General features: G+C 76.3%; 16 protein-coding genes. 12 read left to right on the top strand and 4 right to left on the bottom strand.

The genetic code is table 11. The annotated features are described in order from the left end of the window. Window positions 1-36 precede the first annotated feature (36 nt). The 9 genes from BCD48_RS24110 (at window position 37) to cobJ (ending at window position 14,857) form a co-directional block, all read left to right on the top strand. Window positions 37-2,256, top strand: coding sequence for a VWA domain-containing protein (locus BCD48_RS24110; protein ID WP_071050660.1), 2,220 nt, complete (start codon window positions 37-39; stop codon window positions 2,254-2,256). Next, complete coding sequence (gene cobO / locus BCD48_RS24105; RefSeq protein WP_071050659.1) at window positions 2,256-2,870, top strand: cob(I)yrinic acid a,c-diamide adenosyltransferase; 615 nt, start codon at window positions 2,256-2,258, stop codon at window positions 2,868-2,870. The genes BCD48_RS24110 and cobO overlap by 1 nt, the downstream gene beginning before the upstream one ends. Before the next feature lie 58 nt (window positions 2,871-2,928). Further along, entirely contained in the window at window positions 2,929-4,404 is a 1,476-nt protein-coding gene (locus BCD48_RS24100) for a cobyrinic acid a,c-diamide synthase CobB (protein ID WP_071050658.1), read from the top strand. Next, complete coding sequence (locus BCD48_RS24095) at window positions 4,391-5,638, top strand: cobalamin biosynthesis protein (protein ID WP_241841952.1); 1,248 nt, start codon at window positions 4,391-4,393, stop codon at window positions 5,636-5,638. Before BCD48_RS24100 ends, BCD48_RS24095 begins: the two co-directional genes overlap by 14 nt. Next, window positions 5,635-7,179 carry a cobyric acid synthase gene (locus BCD48_RS24090; protein WP_071050668.1) on the top strand — a complete coding sequence of 515 codons (1,545 nt, stop codon included), beginning with the start codon at window positions 5,635-5,637 and terminating at the stop codon, window positions 7,177-7,179. The genes BCD48_RS24095 and BCD48_RS24090 overlap by 4 nt, the downstream gene beginning before the upstream one ends. Next, window positions 7,176-10,985, top strand: coding sequence for a cobaltochelatase subunit CobN (cobN, locus tag BCD48_RS24085; protein WP_071050657.1), 3,810 nt, complete (start codon window positions 7,176-7,178; stop codon window positions 10,983-10,985). Before BCD48_RS24090 ends, cobN begins: the two co-directional genes overlap by 4 nt. Further along, window positions 10,982-12,382 (top strand): ferredoxin-like domain-containing protein, encoded by a 1,401-nt coding sequence (locus tag BCD48_RS24080; RefSeq protein ID WP_071050656.1) that lies wholly within the window; start codon window positions 10,982-10,984, stop codon window positions 12,380-12,382. The genes cobN and BCD48_RS24080 overlap by 4 nt, the downstream gene beginning before the upstream one ends. Further along, window positions 12,376-13,023 carry a precorrin-8X methylmutase gene (locus BCD48_RS24075; RefSeq protein ID WP_071050655.1) on the top strand — a complete coding sequence of 216 codons (648 nt, stop codon included), beginning with the start codon at window positions 12,376-12,378 and terminating at the stop codon, window positions 13,021-13,023. Before BCD48_RS24080 ends, BCD48_RS24075 begins: the two co-directional genes overlap by 7 nt. Before the next feature lie 175 nt (window positions 13,024-13,198). Next, window positions 13,199-14,857, top strand: a complete 1,659-nt coding sequence (gene cobJ, locus BCD48_RS24070) for a precorrin-3B C(17)-methyltransferase (protein ID WP_083419113.1) — start codon at window positions 13,199-13,201, stop codon at window positions 14,855-14,857. Window positions 14,858-15,376: 519 nt separating this feature from the next. Here cobJ and cobF read toward each other — a convergent pair. Genes cobF through mftA form a run of 4 tightly spaced genes read right to left on the bottom strand, consistent with a single transcriptional unit; the run spans window position 15,377 to window position 17,899 of the window. Further along, window positions 15,377-16,144, bottom strand: coding sequence for a precorrin-6A synthase (deacetylating) (gene cobF / locus BCD48_RS24065; RefSeq protein ID WP_083419112.1), 768 nt, complete (start codon window positions 16,142-16,144; stop codon window positions 15,377-15,379). Window positions 16,145-16,146: 2 nt separating this feature from the next. Next, window positions 16,147-17,355 (bottom strand): mycofactocin radical SAM maturase, encoded by a 1,209-nt coding sequence (gene mftC / locus BCD48_RS24060; protein ID WP_083419111.1) that lies wholly within the window; start codon window positions 17,353-17,355, stop codon window positions 16,147-16,149. Window positions 17,356-17,402: 47 nt separating this feature from the next. After that, the gene (gene mftB / locus BCD48_RS24055; RefSeq protein ID WP_241841951.1) at window positions 17,403-17,744 is read right to left on the bottom strand and encodes a mycofactocin biosynthesis chaperone MftB; all 342 of its coding nucleotides are present in this window, start codon (window positions 17,742-17,744) and stop codon (window positions 17,403-17,405) included. Between the two features lie 20 nt (window positions 17,745-17,764). Further along, window positions 17,765-17,899, bottom strand: a complete 135-nt coding sequence (gene mftA, locus BCD48_RS24050) for a mycofactocin precursor MftA (RefSeq protein WP_071050654.1) — start codon at window positions 17,897-17,899, stop codon at window positions 17,765-17,767. A gap of 58 nt (window positions 17,900-17,957) precedes the next feature. Here mftA and BCD48_RS24045 point away from each other — a divergent pair, with 58 nt between their 5' ends. The 3 genes from BCD48_RS24045 (at window position 17,958) to mnmA (ending at window position 22,259) form a co-directional block, all read left to right on the top strand. Continuing rightward, window positions 17,958-19,874 carry a glycosyltransferase gene (locus BCD48_RS24045; protein WP_241841950.1) on the top strand — a complete coding sequence of 639 codons (1,917 nt, stop codon included), beginning with the start codon at window positions 17,958-17,960 and terminating at the stop codon, window positions 19,872-19,874. Window positions 19,875-19,885: 11 nt separating this feature from the next. Next, window positions 19,886-21,082: a cysteine desulfurase family protein gene (locus BCD48_RS24040; RefSeq protein WP_071050652.1), complete on the top strand. Its 1,197-nt coding sequence runs from the start codon at window positions 19,886-19,888 to the stop codon at window positions 21,080-21,082. 115 nt (window positions 21,083-21,197) lie between these two features. After that, entirely contained in the window at window positions 21,198-22,259 is a 1,062-nt protein-coding gene (gene mnmA, locus BCD48_RS24035) for a tRNA 2-thiouridine(34) synthase MnmA (protein WP_071050651.1), read from the top strand. Window positions 22,260-22,381 lie beyond the last annotated feature (122 nt).

Genomic DNA, 22,381 nt, shown 5'->3' with positions numbered 1-22,381 from the left:
GGCAGGCGCGGACACCTGCCGGTGCGAGGTGGGTGCGTGTCCCTGTTCCCCTTCAGCGCGATCGTCGGCATGGACGACCTCCGGCTCGCGCTGGTCCTGAACGCGATCTCTCCCGAGATCGGCGGCGTGCTCGTCCGGGGTGAGAAGGGCACGGCCAAGTCGACGGCGGTGCGTGCCCTCGCGGCGGTGCTGCCGCCGGTGGCGGTGGTGGCCGGCTGCCGGTTCGCCTGCGACCCGGAGCGCCCCGTGGCCGACTGCCCGGACGGCCCGCACGCGTCGGCGCGCGCCGTCACCCGGCCGACCCGGCTGTGTGAGCTGCCGGTGGGCACGACCGAGGACCGGCTGGTGGGCTCGCTGGACATCGAGCGGGCGCTGACCTCCGGGGTCGTCTCGTTCGAGCCGGGCCTGCTCGCCGCCGCGCACCGCGGCGTGCTCTACGTCGACGAGGTCAACCTGCTGCACGACCATCTCGTCGACCTGCTGCTCGACGCGGCCGCGCTCGGTGTCGCGCATGTCGAGCGCGACGGCGTGTCGGTGCGGCACGACGCCCGGTTCGTACTCGTCGGCACGATGAACCCGGAGGAGGGCGAGCTTCGGCCGCAGCTGCTCGACCGCTTCGGACTGACCGTGCAGGTCGCGGCACCGCGGGAGACGGCGGCCCGGGCCGAGGTGGTCCGCCGACGGCTGGCGTTCGACGCTGCCCCTGAGGCATTCGCGGCTGGCTATGCGGCGGTCGAGCTGGAGCTGTCGGCGCGGATCGCGGCCGCCCGCGCGGCGTTGCCGGCCGTCCGGCTGCCCGATCGTGAGCTGACCCGGATCGCGGCGGTCTGCGCCGCGTTCGAGGTCGACGGGCTGCGCGCGGACCTGGTCACCGCCCGGGCCGCGCTCGCGCATGCCGCCTGGGAAGGTCGCGCCGAGGTCACCGAGATGGATGTCCGGGCCGCCGCCGCGCTCGCGCTGCCGCACCGCCGCCGCCGTAACCCCTTCGACGCGCCCGGCCTGGACCCGGGCCAGCTCGACGCCGCGCTGGACGCGGCCCGCCAGAGCCTCGACGACGAGGACCCGGACCGCGACGGCCCCGACGTTGACGATCTTGAAGTTGGCGACCGGGATGACGCGAGCCCCGGCGGCGACGCGGACCTCGGCCCGGACGCGGGCGCGCCAGCCGGGCCCGACGGCCAGGCCGGCGCGGACGGCGTGGACGGCGTGGACGGCGACCCGGATCCCGGCCCCGGCGGGGGCGGTCCCGGAAGCGGCGCCCCCGCGGCCGGCGAAGCGTCCGCGGGCGACGGCCCCGCCGGGCGGCCCTCCGCCGACCAGGCCGCCTCGGCGCCGGTGGGCACGGCGGCGCCGGAGAGCGTCGTCGCGCCGTCGGCCACGTTCCGCGCCCGCCGGCTTGAGGTGCCCGGCGTGGGCCGGGGTGTCCCCGGGCGACGGTCACGCGCGGTCACGGGCGCGGGCGCGGTGGTGGGCGCGCAGGTGCCGGCCGGCCGGCTGCGCGACCCGCATGTCGTCGCGACGCTGCTCGCGGCGGCGCCGCACCAGGCCGCGCGCGGCCGCAGCGGCCCGGGCCTGAGGCTCAGCCCCGCCGACCTGCGCCAGGCCAGGCGGGAAGGCCGCGAGGGCAACCTGGTGCTGTTCGCCGTCGACGCCTCGGGCTCGATGGCGGCGCGGTCGCGGATGGCCGCGGTCAAGGCGGCCGTGCTGTCGCTCCTGCTCGACGCCTACCAGCGCCGCGACAAGATCGGCCTGGTGACGTTCCGTGGCGAGGCCGCGCAGCTGGCGCTCCCGCCGACGTCGTCGGTGGATGTCGCGGCGGCGCGCCTGGCGGACCTGCCGGCCGGCGGGCGTACGCCGCTGGCCGAGGGCCTACTGCTCGCGCATCGCACCCTCGCCCGGGAACGGCTGCGCGACCCGAGCCGCCGGGCGCTGCTCGTCGTGCTGACCGACGGCCGGCACACCGCCGGCCCCGCGCCCGGCCCGGCCGCCCAGCTGCTCGCCCGCTCCGGCGTCGCCGCGGTCGTCGTCGACTGCGAGACGGGCCGGGTCCGCCTCGGGCTCGCCGGCGCGCTCGCCGCCGGGCTCGGCGCCCCGCTGCTCACGCTCGCCGACCTGACCGCGCCCGGCGCCGCGCCTCACGCCGGGCCCGACACCCCCGGCGGAAGAAGGAGCCGACCAGTGGCCGCGGGACCGGACGGCGCCGCCACGGGCGCCGGTCTCGCCGCCACCGTCCGCGCGTTGCGGGACGCCGCCTGATGGCCCCGCAGGGAAAGGTCACGAGCGTTCCCGACGACGGGCTCACGACCCGGGCGCGGCGCAACCGGCCGCTGGTGATCGTCCACACCGGCGACATGAAAGGGAAGTCGACGGCCGCCTTCGGGCTGGCGCTGCGCGGCTGGAACCAGGGCTGGCCGATCGGCGTGTTCCAGTTCGTCAAGAGCGCCAAGTGGAAGGTCGGCGAGGAGAACGCGCTGCGGGCGCTGGGCCGGCTGCACGAACAGACCGGCGAGGGCGCGCCGGTGGACTGGTTCAAGATGGGTTCCGGCTGGTCGTGGACGCAGCGCGGCCCGCTGGACGACCACGCCGCGGCCGCCGCCGAGGGCTGGGAGCGGATCAAGGCCGACCTCGCCGCCCAGACCTACGGCCTGCTGGTGCTCGACGAGTTCACCTACGTGATCGACTGGGGCTGGGTGGATGTCGAGGACGTCGTGGCCACGCTCGCCGCGCGCCCCGGGTTCCAGCACGTCGTCATCACCGGCCGCCGGGCGCACCCGCGGCTGGTCGAGGCGGCCGACCTGGTGGTCGAGATGACCAAGGTCAAGCACCCGATGGACGCCGGGCAGAAGGGCCAGCGGGGGATCGAGTGGTGATCACCACCCCGGCAGCCCCGACCAACCCAGCCATCCTGGCCACGGCGCCGGCCCGGCGGTGAGGATCCCGCGGATCGTCCTCGCCGCGCCGGCCAGCGGAGCGGGCAAGACCTCCATCGCCACGGGCCTGCTCGCCGCGCTGCGGGCGCGCGGGCTGGCCGTCTCGCCCCACAAGGTCGGCCCCGACTACATCGACCCGGGCTACCACGCGCTGGCCGCCGGTCGCACGGGGCGCAACCTCGACCCGTGGCTTGTCGGCGAGCGGCGGATCATGCCGCTGTTCCTGCACGGCGCGCTGACACCCCGGCGCGCCGACGTCGCCGTCATCGAGGGGGTCATGGGCCTGTTCGACGGGCACGCGACCCGCGCCGGGTTCGGCTCGACGGCGCACGTCGCCACGCTGCTGGCGGCGCCCGTCGTCCTGGTCGTCGACGCGCGGTCGGCCGGTCGGTCGGTCGCGGCGACGGTCCACGGCTTCCGCTCGTTCGACCAGGCGGTGCGGATCGGCGGCGTCGTGTTCAACCAGGTCGGCACCGAGCGGCACGCCGAGATCCTGCGTGCCGCCATGGCCGAGATCGGCATGCCGGTGCTCGGCATCCTCGGCCGGCGCGACAGTCTGGTCACCCCGTCGCGCCACCTCGGCCTGGTCCCGGCCGCCGAGCGCGCGGCGCCCGCCCGCGCCGCGGTCGCCGAGCTCGCCGACGCGGTCGGCGCCGGCCTGGACCTCGACGCGCTGCTCGCGCTCGCCGCGACCGCGCCGGACCTTCCGGCCGAGCCCTGGGACCCGCGGGCCGACGCCGCCGAGGTCCCCGAGCCCGCGGTCCCGGCGCCGCCGGCGGCCGGGCCACCCGGGCCATGCGGGCGGAGCCCGGTGGTCGCCGTGGCGGGCGGCCCGGCGTTCACGTTCGGCTACGCGGAGACGCCCGAGCTGCTTGCCGCCGCCGGTGCCGAGGTCGCGCGGTTCGACCCGACGGTCGACGAGGCGCTGCCCGACGGGACGTCGGCGCTGGTCATCGGCGGCGGGTTCCCGCAGGTGCACGCCGGCGCGCTCGCCGCCAACGCCGCGCTGCGAGCCCGGGTCCGCGCGTTCGCGGCCACCGGCGCTCCGGTCGCCGCCGAGTGCGCCGGGCTGCTCTACCTGAGCCGCGCGCTGGACGGCGAGCCCATGTGCGGCGTGCTGGGCGACGTGACGGCGGCGATGACGCCGCGCCTCACGCTGGGCTACCGGGAGGCGGTGGCGGTCACCGACTCGGTGCTCGCGGCGCGCGGCACCCTCGCCCGCGGCCACGAGTTCCACCGCACGGTGGCCATCCCGCCGGCCGGTGGCGCCGCGGGCGGCCCGCCGCGGGGCACCGCCCCCGCATGGACGTGGCGCGACGCGGCCGGTGACGAGGTCACGGAGGGCTTCGTCCGCGGCGGCATCCATGCCTCCTACCTGCACACCCACTGGGCGGGGCTTCCCGGGACGGCCGCCCGCTTCGTCGCCGCGGCGCACGCGGCCCAGGCGAACGGGGCCGTCCGTGCCGCGGGCTGACCGCCGGGCCAACCGGCTGACCGGCGGCCTGGCGCGGGGTGAGCGAGGCGCGAGGAGCACGCGAGGCGAGCGGGGCATCCAGGACACCCGGGGCTCACACGGCTCACATGGCTCACATGGCTCATGGGGCCGGACCGGCCTGGCCGCCGGTGGTGCCGCGCGTGCCCGAGGCGGCGAGGCCCAGGGTGGCGAGGCCCAGGGCGGCGAGGCCCAGGGTGGCGAGGCCAAGGGTGGGCTTGGCGCGCCCGGCCCGGCCGCCGTCGCGGCGGCGCTCGTCGCCGGCGCGCTCGCCGACGCGGTCCTCGCCGACCCGGCCCGGTTCCATCCGGTCGCCGGCTACGGCCGGGCCGCGCACGCGGCCGAACGCCTGCTCTACGCCGACTCCCGCCCGGCCGGCGTGGCGTTCGTCGCGGCCGCCGTCGGCGGGCCGGTGCTCGCCGCCGCCGCGCTGGACCGCCGCCTGCCCCGGCCGGCGCGGCCGGTGGCGCTGGCCGTGGCGCTGTGGGCGGCGCTCGGGGGTACGTCGCTGCGGGCCGAGGCCGTGGTGATGAGCCGGCTGCTGACGGCCGGCGACCTGGTCGGCGGCCGGGAGCGACTCGGGCACCTCTGCGGGCGCGACCCGAGCGGGCTGGACGAGCCGGAGCTCGCGAGGGCGGCGATCGAGTCGGTCGCGGAGAACACCGCCGACGCGGTTCTCGGCCCGCTGCTGTGGGGGGCCCTGCTCGGCCTGCCAGGCGTCGTCGGCTACCGGGCCGCCAACACCCTCGACGCCATGGTGGGGCACCGCTCCGAGCGTTACCTGCGGTTCGGCTGGGCTGCCGCCCGTCTCGACGACGTCGCGAACCTGGTACCCGCGCGGCTGTGCGCCGTGCTCACGGCATTGACGGCCCCGGTGGTCGGCGGGTCGCCGCGAGAGGCCTGGCGGGTCTGGCGGCGCGACGGCTACAGCCACCCCAGCCCCAACGCCGGCCAGTGTGAGGCGGCGTTCGCCGGCGCCCTCGGGATCACCCTCGGCGGGACCAACGTCTACGAAGGTGAGCTGGAGACCCGGGGCCGCCTCGGCGACGGCTCGCCGCCGCGCGGCGCCGACGTCGCCCGCTCGGGCGACCTGGCGGTGGCGGTGGCGGCGGCCGGCGTCGCCGTGAGCGCCCTGGTGGGCGCGGCCCTGACCGGTGCGTGCCGACGGACCGGTACGCGCCGTCGGCCTGGGCCGCCGCGCCGGAGTGTTCGGTGACCGGCGTACGCGGCGCCCTGCTTGTCGCCGGGACCACCTCGGACGCGGGCAAGTCGGTGCTGACGGCCGGGATCTGCCGGTGGCTTGCCCGCCAGGGCGTGCGGGTGGCCCCGTTCAAGGCGCAGAACATGTCGCTGAACTCGTGGGTGACCGCCGACGGCGGGGAGATCGGCCGTGCCCAGGTGATGCAGGCCGCCGCCGCCGGGGTGGAGCCCGAGGCGGCGATGAACCCGGTGCTGCTCAAGCCGGGCGCCAAGCATCGCAGCCAGGTCGTGCTGCGCGGCCGGCCGGTCGCCGAGGCGGGCGCGCTCGACTACCGGGCGCTGAAGGGCCGGCTGTTCGGCGAGGTGCTCGCGAGCCTCGCCGACCTGCGTTCCCGGTTCGACGTGGTGGTCTGCGAGGGCGCCGGCAGCCCGGCCGAGATCAACCTGCGGGCGACCGACATCGCGAACATGGGCCTGGCGCGCGCCGCTGGCCTGCCGACGATCGTCGTCGGTGACATCGACCGCGGCGGGGTGTTCGCCGCGATGTACGGCACGCTCGCGCTGCTGGAGCAGGCCGACCAGGCGCTGGTCGCCGGGTTCGTCGTCAACAAGTTCCGCGGCGAGCGCGCGCTGCTCGAACCGGGGCTGGACATGCTGCGCGCGCTCACCGGCCGGCCCACCCTCGGCGTCCTGCCGTGGCGTGACGGGCTCGGGCTCGACGTGGAGGACTCGCTCGGCCTGCCCGCGCCTGGTGAGACCCGGGGCGACCCCGAAGGCCCGCTGCGGGTGGCGGCCGTGCGGTTGCCGTTCCTGAGCAACTTCACCGACCTGGACGCGCTGGCGGCCGAGCCCGGCGTCGCGGTGCGCTACGCCGACCGGCCCGAGGACCTCGACACGGCTGACCTCGTCGTGCTGCCCGGTACCCGTTCGACCGTGGCCGACCTGGGCTGGCTGCGCCGGCGCGGGCTGGACGGGGCGCTCGCCCGCCGCGCGGCGGCGGGGCGCCCGGTGCTCGGCGTCTGCGGCGGCTACCAGATGCTCGCCGCGACGATCGTGGACGAGGTGGAGAGCTGCGCGGGCCGCGTCGACGGCCTTGGGCTGTTGCCGGTCACCGTCCGCTTCGCGGTCGACAAGACCCTGGGTCGCCCCGACGGCGCCGCCTACGGCCAGCCCGTGCGCGGCTACGAGATCCATCATGGGGTGGCGACCGTGCACGGCGGGGAGCCGTTCCTCGACGGCTGCCGGGCCGGCGCGGTCTGGGGCACCACCTGGCACGGCGCACTGGAGAACGACGGCTTCCGCCGGGCGTTCCTCGCTGACGTCGCGGCGTCCGCCGGTTCGCCCTGGCGTCCGCGCGGCGAGGTCTCCTTCGCGGCCGTCCGGGAACGGCGCCTCGACATCCTCGGCGACCTCGTCGCCCACCACCTCGACACCGGCGCGCTGCTGAAGCTGCTGGCCGATGGCCCGCCGGTGGGCCTGCCGTTCGTCCCGCCGGGCGCTCCGCCGGCGGCCGGCCACTCGCGTGGATCTCTGCCAGACCAGGGGAGCCGTCCGTGATCGTTCTGCTGTCGACGTCCGACACCGACCTGTCGTGCGCCCGCGCCACCGGGGAGGACTACCGGCTGGCCAACCCGGCGCGCCTCGCTGTCGCCGACCTGCCGCGGCTGCTCGACGGCGCCGACGTCGTCGTCCTGCGGCTGCTCGGCGGCCGGCGGACCTGGCCGGATGGGGTCGACGCGCTGCTCGCCGGCGGCCTGCCGCTGGTGGTGCTCAGCGGGGAGCTCGTCCCCGACGCCGAGCTGATGGAACTCTCCTCGGTGCCCGCCGGGGTGGCGGCGCAGGCGCACGCCTACCTCGCCCACAGCGGCGTGGACAACCTGCGCCAGCTGGCCCGGTTCCTGTCCGACGCGCTGCTGCTCACCGGCCTCGGGTTCGACCCGCCGGTGCCGACCCCGCCGTGGGGCGTCCGGCCCAGGCCCGGGTCGAGCGCGGACCCGGGTGGCGCCGCGCGGCCGCTGGACGCCGCTGCGGGCAGGAACTGTGTGCCAAGTGGGGGCGACGTGCCGGGCGGGGAAGGTGCGCCTGGCGAGGGCGGCGAGCCGCGCCCGACCGTCGCGCTCCTGTACTACCGGGCGCACGAGCTGGCCGGCAACACCGCGTTCGTGGACGCGCTCGCCGACGCCGTCGAGGCGGCCGGCGGCCGGGCGCTGCCGGTGTTCTGCGCGTCGTTGCGCACCGCTGACGCCGGGCTGCTCGCCGAGCTCGCCCAGGCGGACACGCTGGTGACGACGGTGCTGGCCGCCGGCGGCGCCGGGTCCGGCGCGAGCCCCGCCGAGGTCGGCGCCGGCGGGCGCGACGAGGACTGGGACATCGGCGCGCTCGCCGATCTGGACGTGCCGATCCTGCAGGCGCTGGCCGTGACGTCGTCGCGGGCCCAGTGGGAGGCGAGCGACGACGGCCTCTCGCCGCTGGACACCGCCACCCAGGTCGCCATCCCCGAGTTCGACGGGCGGATCATCACCGTCCCGTTCTCGTTCAAGGAGGTCGACGCCGACGGCCTGACCCGCTACGTGCCCGACCCGGAGCGGGCGGCCCGCGTCGCCGGCCTCGCGGTCCGCCACGCCCGGCTGCGCCACGTCCCGAACGCGGACAAGCGCATCGCGCTGGTGCTGTCGGCGTATCCGACCAAGCACGCCCGGATCGGCAACGCGGTCGGTCTCGACACCCCGGCCAGCGTGCTCGCGCTGCTGCGGGCGATGCGGGACGCCGGCTACGACGTCGGACCGGCCGATGGTCCCGACGCCCTGCCCGGCCTCGCCGCGGGTGACGGGGACGCGCTCATCCACGGCCTGATCGCCGCCGGCGGCCAGGACGAGGACTGGCTGACGGCCGAGCAGCTTGCCGGCAACCCCGTGCGTATCCCCGCCGCCGTCTACCGTTCCTGGTTCGCGACGCTGCCGGCCGGGCTGCGCGCCGCCGTCGAGGAGCACTGGGGCCCCGCGCCCGGCGACCTGTTCGTCGACCGCTCGTCCGACCCGGATGGCGAGATCGTGCTCGCCACCGTCGCCGCCGGCAACGTGGTGATCCTCATCCAGCCGCCGCGCGGGTTCGGGCAGAACCCGATCGCCATCTACCATGACCCCGACCTGCCGCCGAGCCATCACTACCTGGCGGCCTACCACTGGCTGCGCCATGGACCGGGCACGCCCGGCGCCAGGTCCGGATCCGGGTTCGGGTTCGGCGCGCACGCCGTGGTGCACGTCGGCAAGCACGGCAACCTCGAATGGCTGCCCGGCAAGGCGGCGGCGCTGTCCGCCAGCTGCTCACCGGACGCCGCGCTCGGCGACCTCCCGCTGGTCTACCCGTTCCTCGTCAACGACCCGGGCGAGGGCACCCAGGCGAAACGGCGGGCGCACGCCACCGTCATCGACCACCTCGTCCCGCCGATGGCCAGGGCCGACAGCTACGGCGACATCGCCCGCCTCGAGCGCCTGCTCGACGAGCACGCGCAGATCGCCGCGATGGACCCGGCGAAGCTCCCCGCGATCCGCGCGCAGATCTGGACGCTCATCGAGGCGGCGAAGCTCGACCACGACCTCGGCCTCGCCGACCGGCCGCACGACGCCGAGTTCGACGAGTTCATCCTGCACGTCGACGGCTGGCTCTGCGAGATCAAGGACGCCCAGATCCGCGACGGCCTGCACGTCCTCGGCCTGGCGCCAACCGGCGAGGCGAGGATCAACCTGGTGCTGTCGATCCTGCGCGCCCGCCAGCTGTGGGGCGGCGCCGCCGCGCTGCCGGGCCTGCGTCAGGCCCTCGGGCTCGGCGACACCGAGGGGACGGCGCGCACTGACGCGGTCGAGGCCGTCGCCCGGGCCCTCGTCTCGGGCCTGGAGGACCGCCGCTGGGAGCCAGCGGCCGTCGCGGAGGTCGTCGCCGAGGTCCTCGACGCGCCCGCGTCCGCGTCCGCGCCCGCGTCCGCGGGCGGGGGTGCGGGCGGCGTCGACCGGGACGCCGTGGCCGCGGTGCTGGCCTTCGCCGTCACCGAGGTCGTGCCGAGGCTCGCCCGCACCACCGACGAGATCGACCGGACCCTGCACGCGCTCGCCGGCGGCTACGTTCCCGCCGGCCCGAGCGGCTCGCCGCTGCGCGGCCTGGTCAACGTCCTGCCGACCGGGCGCAACTTCTACGCCGTCGACCCGCGCGCGGTCCCGAGCCCGCTGGCCTGGGAGACCGGCCGGGCGATGGCCGACTCGCTGCTCGCCCGCCACCTCGCCGACACCGGCGAGTACCCGCGCTCGGTCGGCCTGTCCGCCTGGGGGACGTCGGCGATGCGGACGTCGGGCGACGACGTCGCGGAGATCCTCGCCCTGCTCGGCGTCGCCCCGCTGTGGGACGAGGCGTCCCGGCGGGTGCGCGGGCTGGAGCCGATGCCGCTCGCCGAGCTCGGCCGGCCCCGCGTCGACGTCACCGTCCGGATCTCCGGGTTCTTCCGCGACGCGTTCCCGCACGTCGTCGACCTGCTCGACGACGCTGTCCGGCTCGTCGCCGACCTCGACGAGGACCCCGAGCACAACTACGTCCGGGCACATGCCGACCACGACACGGCCAGCCACGGGGACCGGCGCCGGGCCACCACCCGCGTCTTCGGCTCGAAGCCGGGCGCGTACGGCGCCGGGCTGCTCCCGCTGGTCGACGCCGGCACCTGGCACGACGACGGCGACCTGGCCGAGGTGTACGCGGCCTGGGGCGGGTTCGCCTACGGCCGCGGCCTCGACGGCCGGCCGGCCCGCGACGACATGGAGGCGGCGTACCGGCGGATCAGTGTGGCGGTGAAGAACACCGACAGCCTCGAGCACGACATCGCCGACTCCGACGACTACTTCCAGTACCACGGCGGCATGATCGCGACGGTGCGGGCGCTGACCGGGCGCGGGCCCCGGGCCTATGTCGGCGACTCGACCCGGCCCGACACGGTGCGCACCCGCACCCTCGGCGAGGAGATGGCCCGGGTGGTCCGAGCCCGGGTGGTCAACCCACGCTGGATCGCCTCGATGCGCCGGCACGGCTACAAGGGCGCCTTCGAGCTGGCCGCGACCGTCGACTACCTCTTCGGCTACGACGCGACCGCGGGCGTGGTGGCCGACTGGATGTACGAGGCCGTCACCCAGGCCTACGTCCTGGACGAGGAGAACCAGAAGTTCCTGGCGGACGCGAACCCGTGGGCGCTGCACGGCATCGCTGAGCGGCTTCTCGAGGCCGTCGACCGCGGGATGTGGGAGGCGCCGCAGCAGGCGACCCTGGACGCGCTGCGTGACGTCTACCTGCGCGCGGAGGGCGATCTGGAAGGGCGTGCACCGTGAGCTCCGGACGGTCCCGGCCCGACCGCTGCCCCGGTGCCCTCGTGCTGCACGAGGCGGCCGACGGTGGCCTGGCCAGGATTCGGCTGCCGGGGGGCCTCGTCGACGGCGGGGTGCTGGCGGCGCTGGCCGCGCTCGCGGAGTCCTTCGGCGAGCCCGGCGCCGTCGAGCTCACGTCACGGGGAAACCTGCAGCTACGCGGCGTGCCCCTGGGCCGGCGAGCCGAGCTCGCCGACCGGGTCGCCGAGCTCGGCCTGCTGCCGTCGGCCACGCACGAACGGGTCCGCAACATCGTCGCCTCGCCCTTCGCGGGCCTGACCGGCGCGGGCACCGGCTCGCCCGCCGGTACGCCTCCGCCGGGCGGCGACGGTGCCCCGGCGGCGGGCATGCGGCTGGAAGACCTGGTTCGCGGGCTCGACGAGGCGCTGTGCGCCGACCCGGAGCTCGCCGGGCTGTCCGGCCGCTTCCTGTTCGGCCTGGACGACGGGACCGGTGACATCGTCGCCCTGGCGCCGGACGCCTGGGCGACGCCCGCGCCGGAGGGGCACTGGTGGATCGGCCCGGCCGGCGTGGCGGTCGACCGCTCGGGGGCGGTCGGCGAGCTGCAGGCCGCGGCGCGCGCCTTCCTGCGCGCAGCGGCGGACGCCGCCACGGGCATCGGCGGCGACCATTCCTTCTGGCGGGTTCGCGACCTCCCCGACGGTGGCGCGGAGCTCGCCGCCGGGCTGCGGGCCGGCCGGCCCGCAGCGCCCCGCCCGGCCCCCCGGCCGGCCCCGCACCCGGTCGGGACCTGGCGGCGCCCGGATGGAGCACACGCCGCCGCCGTCCACGTGCCGCTCGGCCGGCTGACCCGCCCGGCGGCCGACCTGCTCGCGACCGTCGCCGCGGCCACCCGGGTGGACGATGGCCGAGACCAGGCCAGCCCCCGTGGCGATCCGCCGCTGCGGATCACCCCTTGGCGGTCGATCGTCGTTCCCTGCCTGGGGGACCCATCGTCCTTCGCCGCCCGCGCGCGGCGGACGGGCCTGGTCACCGATCCCGGGTCGATGTGGACACGGGTCACCGCCTGCGCCGGTCGTCCCGGCTGCGCGAGCGCGCTCGCGGACGTCCGCGCCGACGCCGCCCGCGCGGTCACCGCCGGCCTCGTCGCTCCGGTTGCCCTGGCCGACGGTGCGCTGGTCGACGGTGCGCTGGTCGACGGTGTGCCGGTGGGCGGCGTGCCGGCCGGGGGTATCCGGGCCGGCGACATGCCGTCGGGCCCGCCGGGCGTCCGGGCGCACTGGAGCGGCTGTGCCCGCCGCTGCGGGCGGCCGACCGGGCCGCACATGGAGGTCGTCGCCGGCCCCGCCGGCTACCTGGTCCGCGCCGCGGGCGCCGAACCGAAGGAGTCCCGATGGTGACCGACACCAGCCCGCGCTACGACTACGAGCACGACGGGGCAGCGATCTACCGGCAGTCGTTCGCGACGATTCGCGCCGAGGCGGACCTCGCGGCCTTCCCCGCCGATCTGGAGCACGTCGTCGTCCGGATGATCCACGCCTGCGGCATGGTCGACCTGCCCGCGGACGTCGAGGCCAGCCCCGGCCTGGTCGGCGCCGCCCGCGCCGCGCTGCGCGCCGGGGCGCCGGTGCTGTGCGACGCGCGGATGGTGGCCAGCGGGATCACCCGGCGCCGGCTGCCCGCCGACAACGAGATCGTCTGCGCGCTCGGCGACGAGGGCGTCCCGGAGCTCGCCGCCCGTCTCGGCACCACCAGGTCCGCGGCGGCCCTGGAGCTGTGGGGCGACCGGCTCGCCGGCGCCGTCGTCGCCGTCGGGAACGCCCCGACCGCACTGTTCCACCTGCTTGAGATGCTCGGCGCAGGCAGGCCCCGGCCGGCTGCCGTCCTCGGCCTGCCGGTCGGTTTCGTCGGCGCGGCCGAATCCAAGCGCGCCCTCGCCGACAACCCGTTCGACCTGCCCTACCTCGTCGTGCACGGCCGCCGCGGCGGCAGCGCGATGACGGTGGCCGCCGTCAACGCGATCGCCTCGGAGGCGCTGTGAGGCTGGCGCTGCGCGCCAGCCCTACGTGGTTCGGGTCGGGGCTTATGACGGTGGCCGGACCTGGTCGCGAGTAGATGAGGTGGCTGGGATAGCGCTGCGCTGATGCGCCGTCACCAGGAACCTCATGAGCGAGCGCGACACGCGGAGAGTGTAGGAACAAGTGAGCGGAGATCCCGTGAGCGCGGGAGCATCGGAGCCGGCTGACGTCGAGCGCTGCCCGGAAACTGCCGAGGCGGGGCCCGGGACGGGCGCCGGCACGCTTTACGGCGTCGGAGTTGGCCCCGGGGACCCGGAGCTGGTGACGGTGAAGGCCGCCAGGCTGATCGGGCAGGCCGAGGTCGTCGCGTACCACGCGGGCCGGCGCGGCCGGTCGCTCGCCCGGGCCAGCGCGGCGCCCTACATCCCCGCCGGCGCCGTCGAGGAGGAGCTCGTCTACCCCGTCACCCGCGGCGCCACGGACCACCCGGGCGGATACCAGGGGGCGATCGAGGAGTTCTACGAGCAGTCCGCCGCGCGCCTGGCCGCGCACCTGGCCGCCGGCCGGGACGTGGTGCTGGTCGCCGAGGGCGACCCGACGCTGTACAGCTCGTTCACCCACATGCAGCGCCGGCTCACCCCAAGGTTCCGCTGCGTGATCATCCCCGGCGTGACGTCCGTGTCCGCGACCGCCGCTGCCGCGGGCGTCGCCCTGGTAACCGGGGAGCAGACGCTCGCGGTGCTCCCGGCGGCGATACCGGCCGACCGGCTGCGTGAGCTGGCCGGCCAGGCCGACGGGCTCGCGCTGATGAAGGTGCGGGGCGACCTCGACGGGGTGCGCCGGGCGCTCGTCGGCGCGGGGCGGCTCGACGACGCCCTGCTCGTCAGCCAGGCCAGCCGGGAGGGCGAGCGGGTCACCGCGCTGCGCGACCTGGCCGCGGACGAGGACATCCCGTACATGTCGATGGTGCTGGTGCCCGGCCCAGCCGCGCCTCCGGCCCCGGCCCCGGCCCCGGCCTCGGTCTCGGTCTCGAGTCCGGCCACCGCTGACCCTGCCACGTCTTCAGCCCTGGCCGCGGCCGGCGGCGCCGGGATCGCTGGTGCCGCCGTTACCGAGACCGGCTCCGTCACGGTTGTCGGGCTCGGGCCGGCCGGCGTCGAGTGGCTCACGCCGGAGGCAGCCGCCGCGCTGGCGATGGCCGATGACATCGTCGGGTACCGGACCTACGTCCGGCGCGTCCCCGCCCGGCCCGGTCAGCGCCGGCACCTCACGGACAACCGGGTGGAGGCAGAACGGGCCGTCTTCGCACTCGACCTGGCCCGGCGCGGCCATGGCGTCGCCGTCGTCTCCTCCGGCGACCCGGGGGTGTTCGCGATGGCCTCGGCGGTGCTGGAGGCGCGCGCCGAGGGCGGCTACGCGGACGTGCCGGTCCGCGTTCTGCCCGGGGTCACGGCGGCGAACGCCGTCGCCGCCCGGGTGGGCGCGCCGCTCGGCCACGACTACTGCGTCGTGTCCCTGTCCGACCAGCTCAAGCCCTGGTCGCTGGTCCTGCGCCGGCTGCGCGCCGCCGCGGCCGCCGACCTGGTGCTCGCGCTCTACAACCCCGGCTCGAAGACCCGGCGGGACCATATCGACGAGGTCCGCGCCTGCTTGTTGGAGCATCGCGATCCCGGCACCCCTGTCGTCGTGGGGAGGGCGGTCGGCGGGGCCGGCGAGCGGGTCGAGGTGATCCGGCTGGCCGACCTGTGCGCGGACGACGTCAACATGCGCACCCTGCTCATCGTCGGCTCGTCCAGGACCTGCTGGGACCGCGAGACCGGCACGGTCTTCACCCCGCGCCACCACGACGGGAGGTGAGTCTTGTGCGGGGTCAGGTCGCTTCGTCGTAGGCCGAATGATGTAGCGGGTCGAGGTAGAAGGTTGTTGCTGGTTCGCTCCGTGCGGACGCGGCGCTCCGGCCCCTTACTCGCTTCGCTCCCAAGGGACCTCCGCGCCGCGTCCTCCTCCACTCACGTGCGCTGCGGCGACCTCCGCTGCGGCGCGCCCACGTCGCTGCGCTCGTGGGCACGCCTCCGCGGAGGTGCGCCTCCGCGCCAGCTCGGTTGCGTGCCGCTTGAATGGCGCGAATCCAAGGCCGGGCCCGAGCGAAGCGAAGGGGTTGGGCCGCAGCGGAGGTCGCCGTAGCGCACGTTCGCGGAGGAGGACGGCGCGCGGAGGTCCCGTGGGAGCGAAGCGAGTACGGGGCCGGAGCGCGCCGCCCGGACGGAGCGAACCATCAACAACCTTCCACCCCGGCCCGGGATCCTGTTCCGCCGCAGCCAGACAGAAGCGGGGTCTTGCTCTCGACCAGTTCGATGACTTCCTGTGCTTGCGCTGCTACGGCGCCCCCGGGCGACGTCGCAGCAGGTACACGTCCATGATCCAGCCGTTGCGGGCCCGGGCCTCCCGCTTGACGGCCGCGATCCGCGGCCCCAGTTCGGCGAGCGGGCCGGCGAGCGCGATCTCGTCGTCCCCGCCGAGGTAGGCGCCCCAGAAGATGTCCCAGTCGTCCGCGTCGAGGCTCTGCCACGCCGCGGCGCCGTCGAGCATGACGACGACGGAGTCGAGGCCGCCCACCTCCGCGGCCAGCCGCCGCCCGGTGGTGATGTGGACCGACCCACCGACCGTGTTCAGCGGGATCCGGTGCCGGGCGGCCAGCGCCTGCACGCTGGAGATGCCGGGAACCACCTGGACGTCGACGTCGACCAGCCCGCGTTCCCGGATGTCGTCGAGGATGCGCAGCGAGCTGTCGTAGAGCGCCGGGTCGCCCCACACCAGGAACGCGCCCCGGCCGTCCTCTTCGAGCTCCGTCAGCAGGGCCTCGGCCCACACCGCCGCGCGCGCCGTGTGCCAGCGGCGCACCTCGGCCTGGTAGTCGGCGGGTGCCCGGTCGCGGTCCGGCTCGTCGACCTCGACGACCCGCAGGCCGGGCCCGGCGTACGCGGCGCAGACCCGGGTACGCAGCGCGTTCAGGTCCGCCTTCGCCTCGCCCTTGTCGACGGTGAACAGGACGTCGGCGCTCGCCAGCGCGCGGCTGGCCGCGTGGGTGAGCGACTCCGGGTCGCCGACTCCCATCCCGATCAGCAGCACGACCCGCCGCGACACGGCTAGAGGACGGCGAGGGGCAGGCGACGGCGCTTGCTGTGGTCGTTGTCGATGATCGGGAGGCTGTTCGGATTGACGGCGGACAGCGCCGCCTCGCCGTGGCCGAGCACGCATTCGGGGTCGGGGCCGTCCAGCGGCAGGCCGGTGAAGAACTTCGCCGCCATGCAGCCGCCCTGGCAGGCGTCGTAGTGGCCGCACGAGGTGCACGCGCCCGGGTTGTCCGGCTCGCGCAGCTCGGTGAACAGATCGGAGGACCGCCACACCCGCGCGAACCCGCCCTCGTCGAGCACGCTGCCGGCGCGGAAGTGCTCGTGCAGCGCGAACGGGCAGGCGTAGACGTCGCCCACCGGGTCGATCAGGCAGACCACCCGGCCGGCACCGCACAGGTTCAGCCCCGGCAGGGCCTGGCCGTAGGCCGCCAGGTGGAAGAACGAGTCCCCGGTGAGCACCTCGGGCCGGGCGATCAGCCAGGAGTGCAGGTCGCGCTGCTGCGCGGCGGTCGGATGCAGCCGCGTCCACGAGTCCTGGCCGCGCCCGGACGGGCGCAGGCGGGTGACCCGCAGCTCGGCGCCGTAGTCCGCGGCCAGCGCGGCGAACGAGTCCAGCTGGGCGACGTTGTGCCGGGTGACGACCACCGACAGCTTGAAGGCGCCGAAGCCGGCGTCCGCCAGGTGCCCCATGGCCGTGCGGGCCCGGTCGTAGGAGCCGAGGCCGCGGACCGGGTCGTTGGTCATCGCGTCGGCGCCGTCGAGCGAGATCTGGACGTCGACGTAGTCCAGCGCCGCGAGCCGGTGGGCCTTATCCGCGTCGATCATGCCGCCGTTGGTCGAGAACTTCACCCCGACCCCGTGGTCGACCGAGTACTCCAGCACCTCGAAGAAGTCGGGCCTGGTCATCGGCTCGCCGCCGCCGACGTTGACGTAGAAGACCTGCAGCTCGGCCAGTTGGTCGACGACCGAGCGCATCTGGGCCGTGTCGAGCTCGCGCGGGTCGCGCCGGCCGGACGACGACAGGCAGTGCACGCACTGCAGGTTGCAGGCGTATGTCCACTCCCAGGTCAGGCAGATCGGCGCCTCAAGCCCGCGCAGCAACTGCTGCTGCAGCGAGGAACTGGCGGGCGACGGGGGGAGCGCCGGCGCGAGGGGCGCGAGGGCGGTGGTAACGGCTGCGGGCACACCGGCGCTCGGCCGGGCCAGGTCGGTGATGCTCACTGCGGCCTCCGTCGGGCTGGAGCTGGGCGGAAGGGGATCTGAACCGGTCAGCGCGGCTGGACGAAACCGGTCTCGACGAGCCGGGCCAGCGCGCGTTCGACGGCGGCGCGCTTGACGGCCGGCACGGCGGCCAGCGCGTCGCCCGCCGACGGCGCGTCGGCGAGCGCTCGCACGACGGCGACCAGATCGGCGTCCCTGAGCAGCGACAGCCGGCGGGTGTCGTACGAGTAGGCCAGCGCGCCGAAGCGCTCCGGGCGCAGGGCGACCTTCGGGTGCAGCCGGTACGGCCGCGCCGGGTCGAAGGAGGCCCCCGACGGCCGGGCGAGCGCGTGCGCCGGGGTCGGGGCGGCGGACGTGGGCGCGTCTTCCTGCGCGCCCACGGGTGTCATGCCAGTCATGCGCGGCAGGTCTAGTAGACGCCGCACATGCCGTCGATGGAGACATCCTCGACGAGGAGGTCCTCCACGATCGGCTCGACCGGGGCGCTGGCCTCGGTGGTCGGGGTGCGGGGCGCGATGTCCGTCGTCGGAGCCGACGAGTCCATAACGTTTCCTCCTGTGAGTCGAGTGCTGCCTGGATCGGGTGCTGACGTGGTGCGGGGCGTGACCGCGGCGCTGCGTGCGCGGGTCCGTGCTCGGCTGGTCGAGGGCGCTGACATGCCCGGCGGTGACGTCCGGGTGACCGGCCCGGGCCGGGAGGCCCGGGCGGCAGCCCGGCGAGGGGACGCGGCGGTACTCGGGCCGCACGGCGGCTCGGCGTCCACTCCGGCGCCCGCGACAGCGCCCTTGCCCGCGCCGCCTCTGTCAGTGTCGAGCCCGTTGCCCGCGTTGTCCCCCGTTCCGCCGCTGCCAGCAGGTTTCCATGTGCAGTGTGACCCGGAAACCACCGTTCTGTCGCGCGGAAAGGTGTTGTTAGGTGGTTCACCCCTGCGCCTGTTGACGTTGTCCGTTACCGGTGGCGGCGTTTGGGAAGCTCTGCTGGCCGGCCGGCCGGTGGGAGAGGCCGGGCCGGGGGCGGGCACGCTCGCCCGCCGGCTCGTCGAGGCCGGCCTGGCCCACCCGGTCCCGCCGGCACCCTCTCCGGGGCGCGCGGCCGACGTGACGGCCGTCATCCCGGTCAGGGACCACGCCCGCGGCCTGGGACGGCTGATCGCGGCGCTGGCCGGCCGCTGCGCCGAGGTGATCGTCGTCGACGACGGCTCGACCGACGGCACCGGCGAGGCGGCGGCCGCGGCCGGCGCACGGGTGCTGCGCCACGACCGCCCGCTCGGCCCGGCCGCCGCCCGGCTGGCCGGCGCGGCGGCCGCGACGACGCCGCTCATCCTGTTCTGCGACGCGGACGTTCTCCCGCCGGCCCCGGGCGCGCCTCTCGACGGCGGCCGCGGCCTGACCGGGACGGCCGCGGCCCGGAGGGACGTGGCCACGTCGGAGGTGACCAGGCTGGACGTGGCCGGGACGGACATGACCAGGCCGGACGGTGCGACCCCGGTCGACTGGTTCGGCCTGCTGCTCGGGCACCTCGCCGACCCCGCCGTGGGGGCGGTCGCGCCGCGGGTCGCGTCGCCGGTGCCTTCCGGTGCCCGGGCCGGGCTGCTGGCGCGCTACGAGAGCGCCCGCTCGCCGCTGGACCTCGGATCGCGCCCGGCCGGCGTCCGGCCCGGCTCGCGGGTCTCGTACGCGCCGTCGGCGGCGTTGCTGATCCGCCGCGAGCTGGCCGGGTTCGACCCGGCGATGCGCTACGGCGAGGATGTCGACCTCATCTGGCGGATCGTGGGCGCCGGCTGGTCGGTTCGCTACGAACCGGCGGCTGTCGTGCACCACCGGCCGCGCGCGGACTGGGCCGGCTGGGCGCGGCAGCGGTTCGGCTACGGCTCGTCGGCCGGCCCGCTGGCCGCCCGCCACCCCGGCCCGCTGCGGCCCGCCGGCCAGGCCGCCGCCGTGGCCGCCGCCGCCCTGGCGATCGCGGCGGCGCCGGCGTCGTCGCCGGCTGGGAGCCGACCTTGGGCGCGCCCAGGGATTGCGGCGAAGCGTGCCCTCTCGTCCGGCGGCGCGCCGCCGCCTCGCCGGTGGGTCCCGCGCCGCCGTGAGGTGGCCGGCGCGGCCGGGGCCGTCACGGCGGTCCGGAGCGTGGTCACGGCCGTCCGGCTCGCGCGGCGCCTGGCCGCGGCGCCGCGGCCCACCCGGCTCGCCTGGGTGATGGTGATCGCCGGGCGCCGGTACGCCCTGGAGGCGGCCGCCGACAACGTCCGGCGCGGCTGGTGGCCGGCGCTGGCCTGGAGCCGGCCGGGCCGGCTCGTGGTCGCGCTGTCCGCCGCCGCCCCGGCGGCCAGGGACTGGTGGGTCACCCGGCCCGACGTCGGCCTCCTGCCCTATGCGCTGCTCCGGTTCGCCGACGACACCGCCTACAGCCTGGGCGTCTGGTGGGGCTGCGCGCGGGCGCGGACCGCGCGCCCGCTCCTGCCGTCCGGCCGTCTCCCGGCGGGCGGCCGACGGGGCGGGAGACCGGCCGCCCGCGGCTAACCTGTTGAGTTGTGAACTACCTCGACCACGCGGCGACGACGCCGATGCGACCGGAGGCGCTCGCCGCGTGGACGGCGGCGCACGCCCTCGCCGGCAACCCGTCGTCCCTGCACGCCGGCGGGCGCCGGGCGCGCCGGGTCGTCGAGGAGTCGCGTGAGTCGTTGGCCACCCAGCTCGGCTGCCGGCCGTCCGAGCTGATCTTCACCGGCGGCGGGACAGAGAGTGACAACCTCGCGCTGAAGGGCCTGTACTGGGCGCGTCGGGCGGCCGACCCGCGCCGGTGCCGGGTACTGGTGAGCGCGGTCGAGCACCACGCCGTGCTCGACCCGGCGCACTGGCTCGAACAGACGCAGGGCGCGACCGTCGAGCTACTTCCGGTCGACGAGACCGGTCTGGTCAGGCCCGAGACGCTCGCGGCGGCGCTCGCCGACGGGCCCGACGGGCCGGACGACGTCGCCCTGGTATCGGTGATGTGGGCGAACAACGAGGTCGGAACGGTGCAGCCGGTCGCGGAGCTCGCGGCGGCCTGCCATGCCCATGGCATTCCCTTCCATACCGACGCGGTGCAGGCGTTCGGGCAGGTGCCGATCTCGTTCGCCGAGTCCGGCGTGGACGCGATGACGGTGACCGCGCACAAGATCGGCGGCCCGGTCGGGATCGGCGCCCTGGTGCTGCGCCGGGGCCTGACCGTCACCGCGCTCACCCACGGCGGCGGCCAGGAGCGCGACGTGCGCTCCGGCACCCTCGACACCGCCGGCGCCGCGGCCTTCGCCGCCGCGGCCGCCGCGGCCGTCCATGACCTGCCGGCCGAGGCGCGGCGGCTCGCCGGGCTGCGCGACGGGCTCATCCGCCAGGTGCTGGCCAAGGTCCCCACGGCGGTGCTCAACGGCGCGCCGGCGGGCCCGGGCCGCCTGCCCGGCAACGCCCACCTGAGCTTCCCCGGCTGCGAGGGGGACTCACTGCTCATGCTGCTCGACGCCCGCGGCATCGAGTGCTCGACCGGCTCCGCCTGCACCTCCGGGGTGGCCCGCCCATCGCACGTGCTGCTGGCGATGGGCGCGGGCGAGGAGACCGCCCGCGGGTCGCTGCGGTTCTCGTTCGGGCACACGTCGACCGAGGCCGACGTCGCCGCGGTCGCCGGGGCGATCGCCCCGGTCTACGAACGCGCCAGCCGAGCCGGCGAGCTCGCGGGCCTGGGCGGTTCCTGACGGTCGGGCGGCGGCGGGGCCGGCGTTCGCAAACCGGTTGCCCGCTCGGGCATGCTGGAAGGCGACGCGGTCGACGGATACGGCCGATTCAGGAGACACCGGGGAGGTGGCGTGAATGCGGGTGCTCGCCGCGATGTCGGGTGGGGTGGACTCGGCGGTGGCCGCCGCTCGCGCCGTCGACGCCGGCCATGACGTCACCGGGGTCCATCTGGCGCTGTCGCGCTCCCCGGACGCGGAGCGCACCGGCGCCCGCGGCTGCTGCACGGTCGAGGACGCCCACGACGCCCGCCGCGTCGCCGACGTGCTCGGCATCCCGTTCTACGTGTGGGACCTCGCCGACCGGTTCGAGGCCGACGTCATCGAGGACTTCGTCGCGGCCTACGCGGCCGGCGCCACCCCGAACCCATGCGTGCGGTGCAACGAGCGGATCAAGTTCTCCGCCGTCCTGCGCCGCGCGCTGGCGCTCGGCTTCGACGCCGTCGTGACCGGCCACCACGCCCGCCTGTCCGCCGACGGCGTGCTGCGCCGCTCGGTCGACCCGGCCAAGGACCAGTCCTACGTGCTCGGCACGCTGCGCCCAGAGCAGCTGCGCCTGGCGATGTTCCCGCTGGGGGACACCACCAAGGAGCTGGTCCGGGCCGAGGCCGCCGCCCGCGGGCTCGGCGTCGCGGACAAGCCGGACAGCCACGACATCTGCTTCGTCCCGTCCGGCGACACCGGAGCCTGGCTGCGGGACCGGCTCGGCCCGCGCCCCGGCCCCATCGTCGACGCCGCGACCGGCGAGACGCTCGGCGAGCACGACGGCGCGTTCGCGTTCACCGTCGGCCAGCGCCGCGGCCTGCGCCTCGGCCGCCCGGCACCGGACGGCCGCCCCCGCTACGTGCTCGACATCTCCCCGGTGACCCGGGCGGTGACCGTCGGCCCGGCAGAGGCTCTCGACGTCTGGCGGCTCGCCGCAGACGCGGCCGTCTGGCCGCACGAGGACGGCGTCGAGGTCGACTGCGCCGCCCAGGTGCGCGCGCACGGCGACGCCGTGCCGGCCACCGTCACGGCCCGCGACGGCGAGCTGGCCGTCCGCCTGCGCGAGCCGGTCCGCGGCACCGCCGCCGGCCAGGCCGTCATCCTCTACGACGGCGACCGGGTCCTCGGTGGCGGCCACATCCTGCGCATTGGGTAGCTGGTTCGCTCCGTCCGGGCTGTGTTGCTGGTTCGCTCCGTGCGGGCACGGCGCTCCGGCCTCGTGGTCAACAAGCCCCGGGTTGGGGTGGAAGGTTGTTTCTGGTTCGCTCCGTGCGGGCA

Source organism: Pseudofrankia coriaricola, assembly GCF_001854805.1.
Taxonomy (GTDB): domain Bacteria; phylum Actinomycetota; class Actinomycetes; order Frankiales; family Frankiaceae; genus Pseudofrankia.
Note: the sequence above shows the minus strand (reverse complement) of the source record. Positions and strands in the feature narration are given on the sequence as shown.

Coding starts and splice junctions, on each gene's coding strand:
- cobO (WP_071050659.1), top strand. CDS start 2,256: ATGGCCCCGCAGGGAAAGGTCACGAGCGTTCCCGACGACGGGCTCACG.
- BCD48_RS24075 (WP_071050655.1), top strand. CDS start 12,376: ATGGTGACCGACACCAGCCCGCGCTACGACTACGAGCACGACGGGGCA.
- mftB (WP_241841951.1), bottom strand. CDS start 17,744: ATGACACCCGTGGGCGCGCAGGAAGACGCGCCCACGTCCGCCGCCCCG.
- mftA (WP_071050654.1), bottom strand. CDS start 17,899: ATGGACTCGTCGGCTCCGACGACGGACATCGCGCCCCGCACCCCGACC.
- mnmA (WP_071050651.1), top strand. CDS start 21,198: ATGCGGGTGCTCGCCGCGATGTCGGGTGGGGTGGACTCGGCGGTGGCC.